Genomic DNA, 17,191 nt, shown 5'->3' on the forward strand with positions numbered 1-17,191 from the left:
AGGGAAACCCTCCTGCAGTACTGGCTCCGCAAGGCACTTCTCTGTGCAGCACTGGACTCACTGTTCACTGATTTCATATCCTTAATCGTTACCTAAATACGCTTCAATAACAGCTTGGTTACTTCTAACAACAGATGGTTCCCCCAAAGCAATCAACTGACCAAAATCTAAGACAGCAATACGGTCACACAAACCCATAACCAAGGGGACATGATGCTCAATGAGAATTATCGTCAAGTGGAATTTGTCCCGTAGATTACGGATAAATTTACTTAGTTGTTGCTTTTCATTAGGGTTCATGCCTGCTGCTGGTTCGTCTAACAGTAAAATTTGCGGTTCTAAGGCAAGGGCACGGGCAATTTCTAGTCGTCTTTGGTCGCCATAGGAAAAATTTTTAGCTTTTTCGTCAAGACGCTCACCTAAACCAACAAGCTCTAGTAATTCTAAAGCTTTTTGCTTACTTTTTTGTTCTTCCCTAGGAGCCGGTGGCAATCCGAAAATACCTTTAAACGTATTAGTTTTGATACGGCAATCACGCGCAATTCTCACATTTTCTAATGCTGATAGTTCAGCAAATAAGCGAATATTTTGGAATGTTCGTCCAATACCTAAACTTGCAATTTGGTGAGGATGTAATTGAGAAAAATCGGCACCATGATAAAGTAATTGTCCACTAGAAGGTGTGATAAAGCCTGTCATCAAATTAAACAAAGTTGTCTTACCAGCCCCGTTGGGACCAATGAGTCCAAATATTTCAAACTGAGTTATTGTGAAAGAGACGTCATTAACCGCTACTAATCCCCCAAAACGGCGAGTGAGATTTTTCACCTCTAATATTGGTAATCCCAACTGACTTGTAGTGAAACTTTCTTGATTCATTGTATTTATTTAAATAGATTTATTTAAAAATACTATTACTGCGCTTTCTCCATTTTTTCAAGAAATCTGGAGTGACAAGACCTTGGGGGAAAAATATTGTACCAATCACTATAAGTAATCCAAAGAGAATTAATCTACCATCTCGTAGAAATTGCGCAAACCAAGAAGGTAAACCGCTTGTATCTGCTATTGATCTCAATACTTCTGGCAAAGCTGTAAATACCATACCTCCAACAACTGGACCTAAGAAAGTTCTGGAACCACCAATTAACACAAAAGTTAAGTAGATAATACTAGCATCAAAGGTTCCTTGACGTGCATTCCAGGTGTTGAGAAAATGGGCGCTAACTGCACCAACCATTCCAGCCAGAATACATCCTGAGGTGAATGCCAAAACTTTATAGTAAGTTGCATTAACTCCCATCGCACCAGCAGCCAATTCATCTTCACGGATAGCGATAAATGCTCTTCCGACTCGGATGCGTTCTAAACGGTAAATGAATGCAATGCTAATGAACAGCAATGGTAGGACAATCCATAAATATTCAATTGGTGTTTCAAAAGGTTGAGGGATACCAAAAATGCCGACAGCACCACCTGTAATATCCAAATTTAGAGATATGACTCGCAGAACTTCTACAAAAGCAATGGTGGCGATCGCCAAATAAATCCCCCGCAACCGCAACGCCGGAATTCCCACCGCCACCCCCACTAAACCAGAAATAACTGCAGCAATCAACATCTCCACTAAGAGTAGTGGAATGGGGAATGAGTTACTCTTGGAAGCAAAAACAGTTGTAGAGAGAATCGCAGCAGTGTAACCACCCAAAGCATAAAAACCAGGGCTTGCCATAGATAACTGTCCTGCCATAAGTGGCAAGTATAACGATAGCCCCAACAACGCCCCTAGTACCATAGAGACGATAAGAGAACCGTAAGTAGCGAAAAATTCAGCCATTTTTAAAAGTTTTGACCAAAAGTTTTGACCAAGAGTTTTGACTAACCTTTAGTAAGGTGTTCCATCTTTGTGGATAAATCCGCTGAACTTCCCATCAGGACTCGCTTGTGTCATCAAATCATGATCAGGATAAGTCGCTTCGTCATAGAGAGTGCGGTCGCCTACCTCCAGATAAACTGCAACCACCGATGAGCGATTAACTAAATGATGTCCATTTGCCTCATTGGCTGGAAATCCTGCCGCCATTCCCGGTTTGAGAATTTCGGCACCTGCATCTGTGATTAAAGTCAACTCACCTTCCAAGACATATATGAATTCATCTTGATGTGAATGCCAATGTCGCAAAGCAGAACAGCTTCCAGGTTCTAATTTCACCAAATTCACCCCAAAGTTTTTTAGTCCTGCAAAATTGCCTAACCGTTGTCGAATTCGTCCTGCAACCATTGGCTTGAACTCATCGGGGTAATTCGAGCGTTTTTCAGTAGGGACTTTTTCTGGGTCGATAATCATGAGAATGACCAAAGACTAAACTTTCTGGACAAACCGACGCCCAAGTAAACCTTGAGGTCGAACTAACAACATAATAAACAGGATGCCAAAAGCAACAGCATCTTTGTAGCCTGAAAATTCACCTGGGACAAACGCCTCAACCAATCCAATAACCAAACCTCCCAGTACCGCACCGGGAATACTGCCCAAACCACCTAATACAATGATCGATAAACCCCTCAACCCAAAACTAAGACCAAAATATGGTCCAGCAATGCTAACACTAGAAGCAACTAAAGTTCCCGCTACTCCTGCTAGAAAACTGCTGATAAAAAATGTCAGCACAATATAGCGATCGCTATTGATTCCTAACAAACTTGCTGTTGTTGGATCTTCTGCGATCGCCTGCATGGCTTTACCATGCTTTGTATAATTAATAAAGCAAGTCAGCATTGCGACAACCACGACTGATATCGCAAAAATCACTATTTGAACAGTGCGAATCGGAATGGGATTTCCAGAAGTTCCAAAGTTAATAGATGGTGGCAAATTACCGTAAGTATTGGCTGGAAATGTGTAACTTTCGGCTCCTACTAGATACTGGATTAAGTTAACAATAACGACTCCCACGCCCAAACTAGAGACAACGGTTAGCAAGGAGTCAGAATTTCGTTTTCGCAAAGGTAGAAAGGCAATACGTTCAATTATCACCCCAACTAACCCCGCTATGCTACTTCCCAAAATCAAGGCAACAGCAAATGGTAATTCTATAGGTAGCGATGCATTAGCTAGCACACCATTAAATCCAAAGGCACCGCCCATGAGTGTATATGTAAAATATGCACCAAGAGTAAAAACCGCACCATGAGCCAAATTAATGATGCCCAAAATAGAATAAACAAGGGTATATCCTAGGGCAAATATAGCGTAAATACTGCCAATAGATAACCCATTCAAACATTGTTGCGTAAATATAGATATATTCATATTGCAACTATTTTAAAATGGAAAAAGTAGCTTTTTTAGTATCTTTATCTACCTTAATTTGGGCAACATAAAATTCTTTTTGAATGATATCGCCTACAGGTGTAAAAGCAATCTCACCTAGAGGAGTCTCATACTTTCCTCCTAAAAGCTGCTTGTTCAATTCTGTACGTAATTTAGTAATAGACATTGTACTAATTTTCGACTTTTTATCTAAAGCTTTTAAAGCTTCTACATACACTTGCACAGCAGTAAAAGCTTGACCACTAAACTGAGGCGGTTCTTCCTTAAATTGCTTTACATATGCAGCGCGGAATTGCTTATTGACTTCTGCTGGTTGCTGTGGACTGTAGGCTTGTGCAATAATCACTCCATCGCACGCTTGCTGACAAACTGCGAAAACTTTTGCTGTGTTTAAACCATTTCCCGCAACAATTAAGCCTTTGTAACCAAGTTCTCGCAGTTGTCGCACTAAGTTTCCGCCATCAGCAGCTAAGCCAGAAATGACTATCAAATCTGGTTTTAAATTCAGAGCATTCGTGGCTTGAGACTGAAAGTCAGTGTCACTTGTTTGGAACTTTTGCACTGTGACTATTTCTAGTCCCTGATCCTTAATTGTCTTCTGAAAAATTTCTGTTTCTGACTTACTAAAGACATCATTTTGAGCAAAAAAAACTGCAACTTTTTTCAGCTGAGGATTTTGCTTGAGTGCAGCTTTTATTGAAAGAGGTGCAACGGTAGAAACGGGTGCAGAAACACGCGCGATGTAATCTCCGATTTCTGGAACTCCTTTAGCGGTATTGGATGCACCAATAACAGGAACTTTTGCTCTTTCAGCAATGGGATCAGCGCTAAAAGCTTGCTGTGATAAAGTAGGACCAACAATACCAACAACTTTATCTTTATTAATTAAAGTTTGAAAAGCGTTAATTGCTCCTGCTTCATCACCACCCGCGTCTTGAAGCACTAATTTAATCGGAGTGCCATTCACACCACCCTTATCATTAAAATACTTTTCAGCAATCTTTGCCCCGGCGACTCCTTCTTGACCGAGTAACGCCACGTTGCTGGTTTGTGCGAAAGCAATACCCACGGGAATAGAACCAGATGTAGTTGTTGCGGCGGCGTCAGTTGAGGAATTTGGGGTGGAATTCGTTCCAGTATTTGGACTACTAGTGCCACCGCCGCAGGCTGTCAACAGGATAGCACAAGTAGCAAATATTGCAGTTGTAATCGTCGTAGGTTGTTTCATGGTCAAGGAATGCTAAATTTAGTATTAGTCTTGACAAAAAGTAGACTGTTTATAGTTCAAGACTGTTTCTGTAGAATCACCATACTCATTAAAAGTATTTTGGCAAGAATCGTATTAAATCATTTTTATCTCCGGACTGCAAAGTTAAATCTTCCAAATCGTTTTCACAAAACTTCTTGGTTAACAACAATTTACAGATACTATGCCATTTTTAGGCTTTCATCTCAAGTTAAGAAAAATGGGCAAAAGTTTAAATTATGCAATGGTCTAGTTTTCTAAAAAACTAGACCTGTTATATATAGCACAATACGGTTCAGTTAAGGCTAGGCTGTACTGAGGATGCAGAAAACAGGAGCATCAATTCGTTGTCCAGTACCTCTGTGTTTTGGTTTTTTGGAACGAAATTTTGATACAGGTTTTTTCACAACCCTGGGATTACATCGATTGCGTACTCAATGACTCGTAGCGGTATTGGCAGATGGTTCTTCCACTAAAAATTTTTGGACTTAAATGGCCCGATAACATCATTCCAATTTTTCAGCCTGCCAACAGTCAGTCGCTTAACCCTATTGAACGCTTATGGGAACACATTAAGTACGAACTGTCCTGGGAACATTGCACAAATTTAGATGAGTTGCGGCGGAAGCTAAAACATGTTCACAGATTCCATTTCTCCGGAAGCGATTGCCGTAGGCAATCGCTTTATACAATTTAAAAGCGTAACAGCTTAGATCAATTATTGTCGGCATGTTCAAACTTATAAATGTAGAAGAGGCGACTGAACTTTTTGAGCAAGTATCCTACAGTTGCAAATAGGATTGTGCCGCCAAGCGCCAACCAGAATCCTGTAGGGGGAACAACAGTAAAAAGGGATGTAGCCGTTTGCCCACCACTCGTTAGCGCAACCCTTATCGCTACAGCCCGTGCATCCACAATTACACCTATACATAAGCACACAACAGCTGCTATATAAGCCAGCATAGTGAGACGATTAATGTTTTTCAGGGCATTCTGGCAATAGCTGCAATTTTGAGTATGAGTTGTCCACACATCAAAGAGTTTTTCCTTGTCTAACTTTTCTAGAGGGAGATGAGGATTACATCCTGAGTCCCAAGGGATACCACCACCGGCTCTGTTGGATAGCCAGTGACGAAATGCGATCGTCATCTTGTCTTGGGGATTGGGTGTATAAACTGTCTCTAGCCATTTGCCTTTTCCCCGTTGAGCTATAATTTTGTGCTGGTAATGAAGGAAGACCGAATCTTGGTGGAGAAACACGGACGCCAATACATGACCTAACCAAGTTGGCATTGGTAGCCCAAAGAATCCTAAACCTTTCGGCAACTTGCCAGCCTCATTCTTCACTAACACTTGGCATCCGATATGACGACACCATCCAGGACGGGTGGGGGTAGCATATAAAGCGAGGATGAGCTGCCCGCCATCTTTAAAAGTTGAGACAATTTTCATCTGAGAGGGTGGTTGAAAGTCATGAACCGCTTGCTTGAGATTTGGAGCAACTGGTGTTATTTCAAAGGAGAATCCTTCCTGGGTAGACATCTGCCGAACTCGAATCATGTCGTAGTACTTGGCATCCTTATATCGGTTTCCGACAATTCCGTGGTGGGAAACAGGTACATGGGCTGGATCTGCCACATTCTCCATGAAAAAGTCCCATCCATAAGGAAGATCACGTATGTTCCAAAAAAGGTGTACTACCCTGTCCGCATCACTCTCAAGTTCTGGAACAAGTCGCGGTGTCCTCAATTGACTTTCGCTCTGTGCCTGGGGACCAGACTCTGACCACACCCACAATAAACCTTGGCACTCTTGCGTCGGAAAGGCAACAGCACATGACTTGGGGTTTGAGCAGTGCTTTGCCTCTGTCTGCTTGTCTAGTGACTGAGGAATGCTAACGCAGTTCCCTTCAGAATCAAAGCGCCAAGCGTGGTAAGCACATAAAAGTGTGCCATCAGCCTCAACACGACCTTCAGAAAGAGGAGCGAGTCTATGTGGACAAAAATCTTCAAAGCAACGCCATTTACCGGAGCCATCCCGCCATAAGACAATATCTTTTCCCAGTAACTGCATTGCGTGGGGGCGAGATGGGTCTAGGAATTCTACCACAGCTACTGGATACCACTGCTTTGTCCATTGGAATGTGAGTTCCTCTCCTTGTTTCAATTCTGCGATTGGCTTTGCCCCTGCGGTGCTGTTTGAGACGCTTCCCGAACACGCTATTGCGTCACGCATATTCCCTTGCAGAGTAATCTCAGTAGCCATAGTAGGTACTCTTTTGCTCTTGATGATATTTTTAATAAATTTTAACAAAATCGCCGTAATATGATGTCCGGCAAATTAACCATAATTAAGCTGCTAAGTAGGTAGGCGTGAATAAAGGTAACTATGTAAAAATATGTAAAGGAAAATTGTAATGCAGGCGATTGCGCAAAGCGCAGACGCCCTTGGCGTATCGCTAATGGGATGCCGACTGAGAATATTTTTAAATAGAGAGAAAAAACTTACAGTTTTATAAATAAAGTGGGCATTGTTACCCTATACCCTACACTCAATGAAATGACTCTAACAATAAACAAAGAAAACTTGGGATATAATTAAAAGCTATTTGTATTACTGTGAACAACTTAAAATTGCCTTCTTTGCCGGATATGGCAAATATTTGGCAGGAAACTCTCCAATGGACTCCTACTGTCCAACAGCAAGTGCAATTCCAACAACTTTACGAATTCATATTACAGGGTAACAACCAATTCAACCTCACTCGCATTACCGACCCCCAAGAGTTTTGGGAAAAGCATCTTTGGGATTCTCTGCGAGGAATAGCGCCCATTCTCAGAGATGGAGGAGTTGGCGCAGCTGAGGGAGAAAACACCTCCCTATCTTCCCCCACTTCCTCTACTCCCCTATCTGTTATTGACATCGGTACGGGTGCGGGTTTTCCGGGATTTCCAGTTGCTATCGCAGTAGCTAATAGTACTGTGACTTTGCTTGATTCTACCCGAAAAAAGATTGCTTTTCTTGAAGAAACAAGGGCTGCGCTTGATTTTACTAATGTTAAAACTTTTACTGGCAGAGCAGAAGAAGTCGGTCAACAACCCCAGCACCGACAAAATTACGATGTCGCCCTCGTTCGCGCTGTAGGCACTGCTTCTGTGTGCGCTGAATATGCCCTACCATTACTTAAGCAGGGTGGTTTAGCTGTGATCTATCGTGGAAATTGGACAGAAGAAGAAACGAAAGTTCTAGAAAATGCTGTTGACCAATTGGGAGGTGTTATTGAATTAGTTGACAAATTTACAACTCCCTTAAGTGAAAGCATTCGTCACTGTCTTTACTTACGGAAGGTACGAACGACACCAGTTCACTTTCCCCGTCCTGTTGGTGTTCCTACTCAAAAGCCACTATAGGAGGAGATGGGGCTTTTGAGTAGAGTGAGCAAAAATTCTCCTCTGTTCCTATTGTCTCCTCACGCGGCTTTACCCTCTACTAACCGTTTATTGATCTCATCCCAGTTCAGGACGTTCCACCAAGCATTCAAGTAATCAGCGCGGCGATTCTGGTACTTGAGGTAATATGCGTGTTCCCACACGTCATTACCCATAATTGGATAGCTACCATCACTTAAAGGACTGTTCTGATTGGGTGTGGTTGTGACTGCAAGCTTTCCATCTTTGGTGCGGACTAGCCAAACCCATCCACTTCCAAAACGAGCTGCACCATCTTCGTTAAACTTATTTTTGAAGGCTGCAAAATTGCCGAAGTTTTGTTTGATGGCGTCTGCAATCGGTCCTCTAGGTTCTCCACCACCATTCGGCTTCATGATTCTCCAAAACATTGAGTGGTTCACATGACCACCACCATTATTGCGTACCGTTTTACGAATATCTTCTGGGACGCTGTTAAGGTTAAGCAGCATCTGTTCAACAGTTCTATTCTTGAGTTCTGGATGTTTGTCTAGTGCTGCGTTTAAGTTTTTTACGTAAGTTGCATGGTGTTTATCATGGTGAAACCGCATTGTGGCGGCGTCTATGTGTGGTTCTAGCGCCTCGTAAGCATAGGGTAACGGTGGTAATTGGATAGCCCCTGTCTTGCTTGGACTTGGATTGTTTGTATTTGGACTTATTTTGTTTTGGCTTTGCAGATTCTGGGCTGAAGCACAAGAATCTAAAGCAAATGCACCAGCACTAGCCCCGAGTAAAACTAAGAAATGACGACGAGCAATAGCCATAATAGTGACTGTGGTAGAAAAGTGTTATCTTCAGTTGTTGTTTATTGAAAATTTAGACTAAAAACTATATCGATTTTCAATTCTAACCATAAGTAGACCCAAACACGTGTCAATTCTTAATACTTGTTTTTTAAGTATTAAAAAATGCATAAAATATTATAAATACTTATATTTGTGTCCAAAAGTACTTTTGTTCTGTTTAACTTTGCGATAACCGCTGCACTGCTTCACCTGCCAACATCTGATGCGCTTGTGCGAGAAGGCGAGGAATTTTGTCAGCATGAGGACTGCGACTGAGACATTGCTGCAAGTTGAGTGTATGTACCTGGTCTGCTTTGTTACCAGGAAACCAATGACTCCCATTACCAAGCAGGTTGTAACGCATTTGGGCATACTCCAGTAAGTCGTAGGCGATCGCCAAATTTCTTAACCATAAAATCACTGGAATATTCACCTGTAATGGTGTTTCTTCAAAAGTGGGTAAATTGACGTGCCAAGTTTTCACCCAGTCTTCACCCAAGGTAGCAATAGCTTCTTCCTCTAGGCGTGCCAAAATTGGTGACAAAATTTCAGATGCATTCTTCAGCAAATCTAAAGTTTTCAGATGTTCATCAAAATCTTCTGGTTTTGCAGCCCCCAGACTCAAAGTATGTACCTGAGGGTGACTCAGACAAAACAAATCATTAAAAACCATCGGACTCAAAGGAGTGCAAAGATTGATTAATTTTTGTGGTGGTTTATACAGCATTCCTCCTTTATCAGATGGACTAATAATAAATACACCCATATCTTGACTGTTTGCTGCTTCAATAGCAGCCCAATTCACTTGATTGATATAATACCAATGCAAATTGACATAATCAAATTGATTAGTCTGAATGGTTTGAATAATAGTATCTGTTGAACCATGTGTGGAAAAGCCGATAAACCTGACTTTCCCTTGTGCTTGAAGTTTTTTTGCTACATCCAAACAGCCACCAGGACGAATGCTATTGTTTAATGACTCAGGATGATTGATGCCATGTATTCCTAGCAAGTCAACATAATCTAACCGAAGATTTCGTAGTGAGTTTTCAAAGTTACGCTGAAATTCTTTCGGATCTACCGCAGGATTAACTTTGGTTTGAACAATTAACTGCTCACGGGGAAACGTTGGTAAAATTTTCCCTAACTGCATTTCCGAACTACCATAACCACGGGCAGTTTCAATGTGATTAATTCCTAATTCCACTCCCCGTCGAATCGTTGCTTCTAGATTTTTCTGGTTATCACGGGGTATTTGCGACTGCGGGACATCCTCCCATTTATACTGGTATCTCATACCACCGCAGGAAAAAACAGGCATTTTTAATTCTGTGCGTCCAAATCGTCTATATAACATCAGTGGATTCATGAGCGAAATCAAAAAACAATTTACATACCGAAGATCTGAACGCGATATTCAGGTTTAAACCTACTTTAACCTAAGCCCACGGTTTGGGTTGCAACGGTTATGCTGGTTAAAGTGGCGGCTAACACAACACTTGTTTGAGTGTTAGGTTTCTTCCAAGCGGAATTTTCCACGAGTGTAAAGCGTTGTACTCTCCCTAAAATGTGAGGATATAACACCATCAGAAGATCAGCGCACAAAAGAGGTTAAAAGAAGGTATTGAAGTGAATATACTTTTGGTTATCGCCATTGGTTTCTTACCGTCCCTATTATCTCTGTGGTTGATGCGTAAAAGCCAGGCTAGAACACGTTCACGGTTTAGACGAGCCGCTTCTACAATTTATCCTGTAGGGCGAGTGCAACAAAATAGGATCAGCGATGATAACTATTGCACAGAACGCAGTACCCTCAGAGGCGATCGCTATTATCTTGAAGGAGTCGGTTACCTTGTTGGGGATATCAGCTGCCGATTTAATGCTCGTTCTGGTTACCTGCGCTGTGCTGTCAACCCGAGTGGACCATGTGAAGGTTGTCGCTTATATCAAGCAAAAGAAACCGTTTCTGTAGAAAAAAGTTCATCTGACTACTAGCTTGATGTAGTAAGTGGTGAAGTACCAAAGACGGGTTTTCCCCGCCTTGATAGACTTCACCCTTGCATCAGTGCATTCAACAACTTATCAACACCAAATCGTATTGGATCTGTACAGGGTATTCCAGTTTCTGTTTCAGTTTGAGCGACAGCATCCAATGCTTGTGATTCATCTAAATTCTTCGTATTCAAAGATATACCAACAACAGGTACAGGTGCAAATGCACCACCTGCACGGGCAACAGTTTCATAAAGTTTTACGACTTCTGATAAAGGCGGAATCGGTACACCATTAATCACCTCAGTTTGTCCGGCACGATGAACGAGTATCATCTGTGTTGGTTGCGATCCTCTCATTAAGGGTAGCGTTGCAGTCGAACCAGGGTGCAGTAGAGAACCTTGTCCTTCAATATGCAAAATGTCGTAGTTTTTACCATACCGCATAACTACCTGTTCCACAGCACCAGCGGCAAAGTCTACCCTGACTGCATCCAATGGCACACCATCCCCTTCTAACATCAAACCAGTTTGACCTGTGGCAATAAATTTAGAACGCAAACCCCGCCGGCGTGATGCCCAATGTAACTCCAGACTAGTTGACATTTTGCCGACTGACATATCAGTACCCACAGTCAAGACTCGCTGACATGAGAGATTACGTGCCAAACCGCTAGCAACATCTAAGTTAGATGGTTCTTTACGTACATCCCAAATAACTTGCCCTGGTTTGAGCAATGCTTTTAAGTCTGGCATACTTGCCAATGGCGTGTGCAAACCGTTGACTATTGACATACCCGCTGATAAAGCGTTCTTAAGTTCATGCCAATAATCATCTGGCAAAACACCTCCTTTAGGGGCAATACCAATAACCAAAACCTGAGGCTGATATTCTAGCGCTGCTGCAACTGATGCGACTATTGGCACATCACGCTTGATACCCGTTAACTCAGTTAAAGATTTGCCTGCATATTCGCGGTCAATCACTGCGACAATTGGGGCTTCACTGTAGCGTAAAATTGACAGCCCAGTTTTGCCATGACGTCCCAGAAGTTGCTCATGTAGTAGGACAGCTACTCGTTGATTAAGCGCCAGACGCACTATTTTGTACCCCCAACCCTGGTAAATCGTTTGGTAATATTCTCCCCTCCTGCATGTATGCACCTGTAAAAGGGTCATCTGTTAAATTTAAGTGACTATCCAAGTCGAGATAGTCAGCTAATGGGGCAAGTTGTGCTGCTGCTGTATTCGCTAGCGTACTGTCAGAATAGCAACCGAACATCACTTGCAACCCATATGCCCGTGCTGTATGTACCATTCGCATTGCCTCAGTTAAACCCCCTGATTTCATAAGTTTGATATTAATCCCATCTATACAGCTTGCCAATTTGGGAATATCAGAGCTATTGAAGCAACTTTCATCAACAAAAATAGGTAAAGGAATTAGCCTCTTGAGTTGGGCTAAATGTTCTTCCTGCCCTTTTGGTAGTGGCTGCTCTACATACTTTACACCGATATCAGCAAGCCAATTGCACATAGATACTGCATCTTCCAAACTCCAACCCCCGTTTGCATCAACGTATAACTCTAGCTCTGGTGCTTCTTCTCGCACTGCTATTAACATTTTTCGGTCTGCGTCAATACCATCCGGACTACCTAACTTTACCTTGAAAACACGGACATTCGTGAACGCGAGCCAATCTCGCGCCCTAGCCCTTGCGCCTTCTGGCGAATTGATACCAATTGTGACTGAAGTCGGCACTATGGCATCGCGATTGAGTCCCCAAATTTGCCACAGGGGTAGCCCCACCCGCTTTCCCAACCAGTCATGCATTGCGATATCCAGCGCTGCGACAGCAGATGAAGGGACTAAAGCTTTTCTTAATATTTGTTCGATTTCTTGTCTTTGCATTGGACTGAATGCTTGCAAAGAGCGTGCTACTTGTAGCAAAGCATCTTTTATGACCTCAGTTGATTGCGGATGAGTACCTACACTGAACGGCGATGCTTCCCCCCAGCCTTCGATACCATCGTGCAAAATCCTCACCCATACATTAGTCGTTTGTGCCGTTGTACCACGACTAATGGTCAAAGGAAAACGTTTATTGACAGTAAATATTTTTACTTTGATTTGCATAATTACGCATAATATGGCGGTAAAACCGCTTACTTTTAACAAATCAAAGCTTATACTACAGCGTTTGTGCCGTTGTGGCACGACTCATCCTTAAAGGAAAGCCCTACTCATGTTCCGTTTTCTGTAAAGAAATATTTCAATTATTAAAACAAACATAAAGGATTAGCTAGACTTTAATCATTCTTTAGATTCTCTTAACAAATTTTCTCCGCACTTCTAATTAAATTTGTTGCGGGTATAACTACCCGCAATACTTCTCTTAATGGAAACGCCAAATCGATATAGCCCTAAAAAAATAGTTTTTTGATTTGCTTTAATATCTCTAATTTTTCACAAAGCTGCTATGAATATCGTTCCAGGTACAGTTGTTAAACTCCCCAACGGTCGTAACGGTCTGGTTATTCCTTCACCCTGGTGGAAACCCGGTAGTGTGTTAGTGAAGTTACCGCGTGGCAAAAAGCGATGGTTCAAGGTAGATGAGTGTATTCCCAACCCATAAGCTGGTCTGACTTTTCACGGTATCTGGAAAACCTCTCTCCATTCCTCTCTCCTACGAGGAGAGAGGCTTTGAATTTTCTCCCCCTTTCCTCTCTTCGAGACGCTGCGCGAACGTAGGAAAGGGGGTTAGGAAGGTTAGGTCACTCGGTTTTTCCACATGAGGTGAAAAGTCAGATAAGCTGGTGAGTTGCGATCATTCAAATTCACGCATTGTTTCGGAACATCAACTGTAATTCACTTGTGTTACCTGTGAAGTCCCAACGTTGATAAAAAGGAATCATTTCTGGTAGACAATAAAGAGTAATTTGCTCAACTGAAACTAACTTAGGATGATTTATAACTGCATCTATTAACTGAGTACCAAGACCCATTTTTCTATGAGTTGGTTTAATGATGACATCATAAACAGTTGCTCTGTACACAAAATCGGTGAGAACACGAGTAAAACCAATTAATTGTTCATTCTCATCTACCAATCCGACGATAATGTCTGATGCTGCAAGCATTTTTACAATATCTTCACGTTGACGTTTGTAGCTCCAAAATTCGTTTTTGTATAAATCCAGCAAATTAGAAACCTGGTTTTCGGTCAGATTGGCAACAATTTGATACATCGTAATTGCACCTGGTATTTATATCATGTCCGGATGAACAAGCATTTATAAAAAATAATAATTCTTTATCACCTGTTCTATAAAATTTTGCCAAATCTCATTGGGAACCCAAATTTTATGTAAGTCTTTGTTTGCATCTTCCTCACTCATTTGTTCATGTAGACGACAATAAAGATAGATAAATGCCGAAACTCTCTTATTGGCAACACAATGAACAAACACTTTTTTATCCGTGTTTGCTTCCATGACGCTAAAAAATTCGTTCAGGTTTTCAATAGTGGGTTTTTCCCAAACAACAGGAATGTGAACATACTGCATACCTTGAGATTCAACAATTTGTTTTTCCTCAGGTAAAGCGTTAGTAGATTCTGGTAGTGCCAAATTTACAACAATTTGATATCCTGCTTGTTGAATTGCTGAAAATTCTTTGATTGTTGGTTGTCCGGAAGTTGCAATAAAATCTGATATTTTTATATAGTTATAAATGTTTTCAATTTTATTATCCATAGTATTTACCGATAAAATGTCCCTTACAGATAGTTTTCAACCAGAGAGATTTTCTGAACAGCAACTTTCGGAAAAAATAAAAAAGCTAACCGAGGGAATTTTGTGGTCTAGCGAATCAGACTATCCATTAGAAGTAGTCTTTTGGGAAACTAGCACAATTAGTCCTGAAAAACTATTGGAATTAACAAACCAACTCCCTGATACTGTAGTCGCAGTTCAACAAGGGGATAAGTTTTTTGCCAAGTTATTCAGACAATATGAGCATTACATTTCTGAATCGAGTGATGAGGAAAGTGAAAAAGAATACAAAAGCTGCCTAGTAAAATGTCAAAAATTGGCTGACTTGCTCAAAGCCAATCTGACTGATATTCAATACTTTGATGTTGGTGGAAATCAACCTAAGATATATTTATATCTCATTGGAAAGTCTCCATCGAGCAACATCTTGGGATTGTCAACCATTGGAATTTATACGTAACTAAATCATCAGTAACGTACTCATCGTTATCAAGCATGAAGATTGGCTTGTTCTTGCAACCACGGGTCAACAGGTTGTCCATCTTTACGACGCAATTCAACTTCAACAACCATGACTGATTTGGAACCAGGAGGTGCTGGTTTTTGATGAAAAATAATATCGTAATCCGCAGGATTATGATGACGTTCTTTTAACCAATCATGCACTTTTGTTGTCGCGAAAAACGATTGCCCGTTCTCAAACATCCGGGTAAGTTCCATCTGTAGAGTGTAGGGATTGAGTCTGCCCATTGTTAACTACCTTTGTTAATAATGATTTATTATCCAACACTTGCTGGGGCTAGCACCCAGATTTACCTGGCTTAAATTTCAGCCGCAGCTCGCTCTATCAATCGACGTGCTAAAGTTTGTGTACCTGTATGTTCGTAGTAATTCGTCGAGATATCCAGCAACGCAGCAACATAATCTAGCTTATCATCAGCAATATCAACAAAACTTTGCAAGTTGTTAGCTACCTTTTGTGGTGTTAAATTCTTTGAAGTAATCAGACCATTCATCCAACCACTCACTAAATTGAAGCTTTCGCCGATAAAGTTCAGTTTGCTACTGGAATTGTTACCTGGAATTTCTGTTTTGATATTTTGAAAGGTCGAGTTTTGCTCTAACTCCTGAGGGCTTGTCTGATTAATTCTAGATAGTGCTTTGTTAATAAAGTCCGGACCTAAGGGTATCAAACCATCAAAGCAAACTAATGCAGCCATACGGATGAACGACTCACCGCTGTATTCACCCAAAGACTTGACAAAATCGCCAATACTGTTTCCAGGAATACCGTTAATTTGGCAGAAAGCGACTAACTCAACAACTAGTTTCAAGCACAAATCTATGGTTTGTGCTTTATCAGCTTTGGGAGTCATTCGGTTTAAAAAACCCAAAAGGGGAATTTTCTCACCCACTTTGTTTGCTAAAGCGGCTGCACCAAGTGCTTTATCTGTGTGTTCAACGGTTTGATAAAGCCACATTGCTCGTTGGTATCCACCAGAGCGATCGTTGTAGAGATAAACTGCTCGTTCGCCAATTTGTTGAATCAGCCTTTCGTCGGTTTCGCCAGTGACAGTTTTGATGGTATTAACAAACCCAACTACATTTTGCCACTCACCAGGAGCAATAAAATCGAGCGCGCGCAATGCAGAAACGGTCAAATTGCTGGTTGGTAGTTCATCAACTAACTTAGAAATTGATTTGCTCATAAATACACCTCTTAATTGTTTTCTACTTACTCAGGATAGAAAATGTGTCTGAACAATACGCGCGCGGCGCGTCTGTTGCTACGAGTGCGATCGCCTTCGCCAGACACTGCATGCTGGAAGCACCTCGGAGTGATCTTAAAGCTGCGGAGCGCATTCACGCCTGTTAGATCTTAACTTTTCTTTTACTGTGTAAGAGTTCGGAAAACCTCATAACCTATAATTGATGAGTTGCACTCAAAGTTAACCTGTAGCTAAGGAAAAGCGTAAAAGCTTTCTAAGTACGGTAACCTGTAATGCTAAATTTATTTGGTAACCGTTAAAATCAAAACAAGAAAGCGAATTGAGGAGCCACCAACGATGCGAGTTACATACGATTCTGATAAGCGCAAATTGCTATCATCTCTGTGTCATGGGGCGATTTTTTTTAGTACAACATTATTTTCGGTTGGTGTTCCAATTTTAATTAACTTAATTTCCGATGATCCAGTTGTTAAAAGCAACGCTAAAGAATCAATTAATTTTCACTTCAATGTTTGGTTCTGGGCAATACTAATTGGAGTTCCAATTGGGATTATATCTTTTCTCACCCTTGGTCTTGGCGGAATTTTGTTCTTCCCTGTTGTTGCTTTTGGTTTTTTACTACACTGGGGACTGACAATTTGGGCGCTGTTGCACTGTTTCACTAACCCTGATGAACCGTTCCGTTATCCATTTATTTTTCGAGTTTTCTAATTAAATTAATTTTGGATAAAGTTTGTTTTTAAAAAAGGGATGGAGACAAGCATCCCTTTTTTATTTTTTGGATGTCTGCCCAAGCCTACGAGACATCGGAACCTCACCCTGCCCTGTCGGGCATCCCTCTCCTTATTAAGGAGAGGGAAA

20 protein-coding genes are annotated in these 17,191 nt (G+C 41.4%); 6 read left to right on the forward strand and 14 right to left on the reverse strand.

Features of this window, described 5'->3' with window-relative positions:
• Nucleotides 1-81 precede the first annotated feature (81 nt).
• The 6 genes from AC5590_RS02235 to AC5590_RS02260 form a co-directional block, all read right to left on the reverse strand.
• Nucleotides 82-879 carry an ABC transporter ATP-binding protein gene (locus tag AC5590_RS02235; protein WP_169268076.1) on the reverse strand — a complete coding sequence of 266 codons (798 nt, stop codon included), beginning with the start codon at nucleotides 877-879 and terminating at the stop codon, nucleotides 82-84.
• Nucleotides 880-898: 19 nt separating this feature from the next.
• The gene (locus AC5590_RS02240) at nucleotides 899-1,837 is read right to left on the reverse strand and encodes a branched-chain amino acid ABC transporter permease (RefSeq protein WP_169268077.1); all 939 of its coding nucleotides are present in this window, start codon (nucleotides 1,835-1,837) and stop codon (nucleotides 899-901) included.
• A gap of 48 nt (nucleotides 1,838-1,885) precedes the next feature.
• The gene (locus AC5590_RS02245) at nucleotides 1,886-2,347 is read right to left on the reverse strand and encodes a cupin domain-containing protein (protein WP_169268078.1); all 462 of its coding nucleotides are present in this window, start codon (nucleotides 2,345-2,347) and stop codon (nucleotides 1,886-1,888) included.
• 15 nt (nucleotides 2,348-2,362) lie between these two features.
• Nucleotides 2,363-3,313, reverse strand: coding sequence for a branched-chain amino acid ABC transporter permease (locus AC5590_RS02250; RefSeq protein ID WP_169268079.1), 951 nt, complete (start codon nucleotides 3,311-3,313; stop codon nucleotides 2,363-2,365).
• 7 nt (nucleotides 3,314-3,320) lie between these two features.
• Entirely contained in the window at nucleotides 3,321-4,562 is a 1,242-nt protein-coding gene (locus AC5590_RS02255) for an ABC transporter substrate-binding protein (RefSeq protein ID WP_169268080.1), read from the reverse strand.
• 732 nt (nucleotides 4,563-5,294) lie between these two features.
• Complete coding sequence (locus AC5590_RS02260; RefSeq protein WP_169268081.1) at nucleotides 5,295-6,845, reverse strand: aromatic ring-hydroxylating dioxygenase subunit alpha; 1,551 nt, start codon at nucleotides 6,843-6,845, stop codon at nucleotides 5,295-5,297.
• 353 nt (nucleotides 6,846-7,198) lie between these two features.
• Between AC5590_RS02260 and rsmG the strand changes: the two genes are divergently transcribed.
• On the forward strand, nucleotides 7,199-7,990 hold the full coding sequence (rsmG, locus tag AC5590_RS02265; protein ID WP_169268082.1) for a 16S rRNA (guanine(527)-N(7))-methyltransferase RsmG: 792 nt from the start codon (nucleotides 7,199-7,201) through the stop codon (nucleotides 7,988-7,990).
• Between the two features lie 59 nt (nucleotides 7,991-8,049).
• On the opposite strand, the gene AC5590_RS02270 is transcribed toward rsmG, so the two are convergent.
• Together AC5590_RS02270 and AC5590_RS02275 are read right to left on the reverse strand one after the other, a co-directional pair.
• Nucleotides 8,050-8,811: a superoxide dismutase gene (locus AC5590_RS02270; RefSeq protein ID WP_169268083.1), complete on the reverse strand. Its 762-nt coding sequence runs from the start codon at nucleotides 8,809-8,811 to the stop codon at nucleotides 8,050-8,052.
• 199 nt (nucleotides 8,812-9,010) lie between these two features.
• A complete protein-coding gene (locus tag AC5590_RS02275; RefSeq protein ID WP_169268093.1) occupies nucleotides 9,011-10,192 on the reverse strand; it encodes an aldo/keto reductase in 1,182 nt (393 codons plus the stop codon).
• Nucleotides 10,193-10,524: 332 nt separating this feature from the next.
• On the opposite strand from AC5590_RS02275, the gene AC5590_RS02280 reads away from it, so the two are divergent.
• A complete protein-coding gene (locus AC5590_RS02280; protein ID WP_248277390.1) occupies nucleotides 10,525-10,830 on the forward strand; it encodes a DUF6464 family protein in 306 nt (101 codons plus the stop codon).
• A gap of 56 nt (nucleotides 10,831-10,886) precedes the next feature.
• On the opposite strand, the gene AC5590_RS02285 is transcribed toward AC5590_RS02280, so the two are convergent.
• A complete protein-coding gene (locus AC5590_RS02285) occupies nucleotides 10,887-11,927 on the reverse strand; it encodes a DUF1611 domain-containing protein (RefSeq protein ID WP_169268085.1) in 1,041 nt (346 codons plus the stop codon).
• Nucleotides 11,911-12,963, reverse strand: a complete 1,053-nt coding sequence (locus AC5590_RS02290) for a dipeptide epimerase (protein ID WP_169268086.1) — start codon at nucleotides 12,961-12,963, stop codon at nucleotides 11,911-11,913. Before AC5590_RS02290 ends, AC5590_RS02285 begins: the two co-directional genes overlap by 17 nt.
• A gap of 343 nt (nucleotides 12,964-13,306) precedes the next feature.
• On the opposite strand from AC5590_RS02290, the gene AC5590_RS02295 reads away from it, so the two are divergent.
• Complete coding sequence (locus AC5590_RS02295) at nucleotides 13,307-13,462, forward strand: hypothetical protein (protein WP_169268087.1); 156 nt, start codon at nucleotides 13,307-13,309, stop codon at nucleotides 13,460-13,462.
• A 202-nt stretch (nucleotides 13,463-13,664) separates the two neighbouring features.
• On the opposite strand, the gene AC5590_RS02300 is transcribed toward AC5590_RS02295, so the two are convergent.
• Together AC5590_RS02300 and AC5590_RS02305 are read right to left on the reverse strand one after the other, a co-directional pair.
• Nucleotides 13,665-14,075: a GNAT family N-acetyltransferase gene (locus AC5590_RS02300; protein ID WP_169268088.1), complete on the reverse strand. Its 411-nt coding sequence runs from the start codon at nucleotides 14,073-14,075 to the stop codon at nucleotides 13,665-13,667.
• A gap of 45 nt (nucleotides 14,076-14,120) precedes the next feature.
• Nucleotides 14,121-14,582 carry a protein tyrosine phosphatase family protein gene (locus tag AC5590_RS02305; protein WP_171977643.1) on the reverse strand — a complete coding sequence of 154 codons (462 nt, stop codon included), beginning with the start codon at nucleotides 14,580-14,582 and terminating at the stop codon, nucleotides 14,121-14,123.
• Nucleotides 14,583-14,598: 16 nt separating this feature from the next.
• On the opposite strand from AC5590_RS02305, the gene AC5590_RS02310 reads away from it, so the two are divergent.
• On the forward strand, nucleotides 14,599-15,060 hold the full coding sequence (locus AC5590_RS02310) for a nuclease A inhibitor family protein (protein ID WP_169268089.1): 462 nt from the start codon (nucleotides 14,599-14,601) through the stop codon (nucleotides 15,058-15,060).
• A gap of 29 nt (nucleotides 15,061-15,089) precedes the next feature.
• On the opposite strand, the gene AC5590_RS02315 is transcribed toward AC5590_RS02310, so the two are convergent.
• The gene (locus tag AC5590_RS02315) at nucleotides 15,090-15,350 is read right to left on the reverse strand and encodes a hypothetical protein (protein ID WP_169268090.1); all 261 of its coding nucleotides are present in this window, start codon (nucleotides 15,348-15,350) and stop codon (nucleotides 15,090-15,092) included.
• A gap of 71 nt (nucleotides 15,351-15,421) precedes the next feature.
• Nucleotides 15,422-16,309 (reverse strand): hypothetical protein, encoded by an 888-nt coding sequence (locus tag AC5590_RS02320; protein WP_169268091.1) that lies wholly within the window; start codon nucleotides 16,307-16,309, stop codon nucleotides 15,422-15,424.
• A 44-nt stretch (nucleotides 16,310-16,353) separates the two neighbouring features.
• On the opposite strand from AC5590_RS02320, the gene AC5590_RS02325 reads away from it, so the two are divergent.
• Together AC5590_RS02325 and AC5590_RS02330 are read left to right on the forward strand one after the other, a co-directional pair.
• Nucleotides 16,354-16,476, forward strand: a complete 123-nt coding sequence (locus AC5590_RS02325; RefSeq protein WP_256379288.1) for a hypothetical protein — start codon at nucleotides 16,354-16,356, stop codon at nucleotides 16,474-16,476.
• 190 nt (nucleotides 16,477-16,666) lie between these two features.
• Nucleotides 16,667-17,041: a DUF4870 domain-containing protein gene (locus tag AC5590_RS02330; RefSeq protein ID WP_169268092.1), complete on the forward strand. Its 375-nt coding sequence runs from the start codon at nucleotides 16,667-16,669 to the stop codon at nucleotides 17,039-17,041.
• Nucleotides 17,042-17,191 lie beyond the last annotated feature (150 nt).

The sequence above is a fragment of the Brasilonema octagenarum UFV-OR1 genome (assembly GCF_963888615.1).
GTDB classification, from domain to species: Bacteria; Cyanobacteriota; Cyanobacteriia; order Cyanobacteriales; family Nostocaceae; genus Brasilonema; species Brasilonema sennae.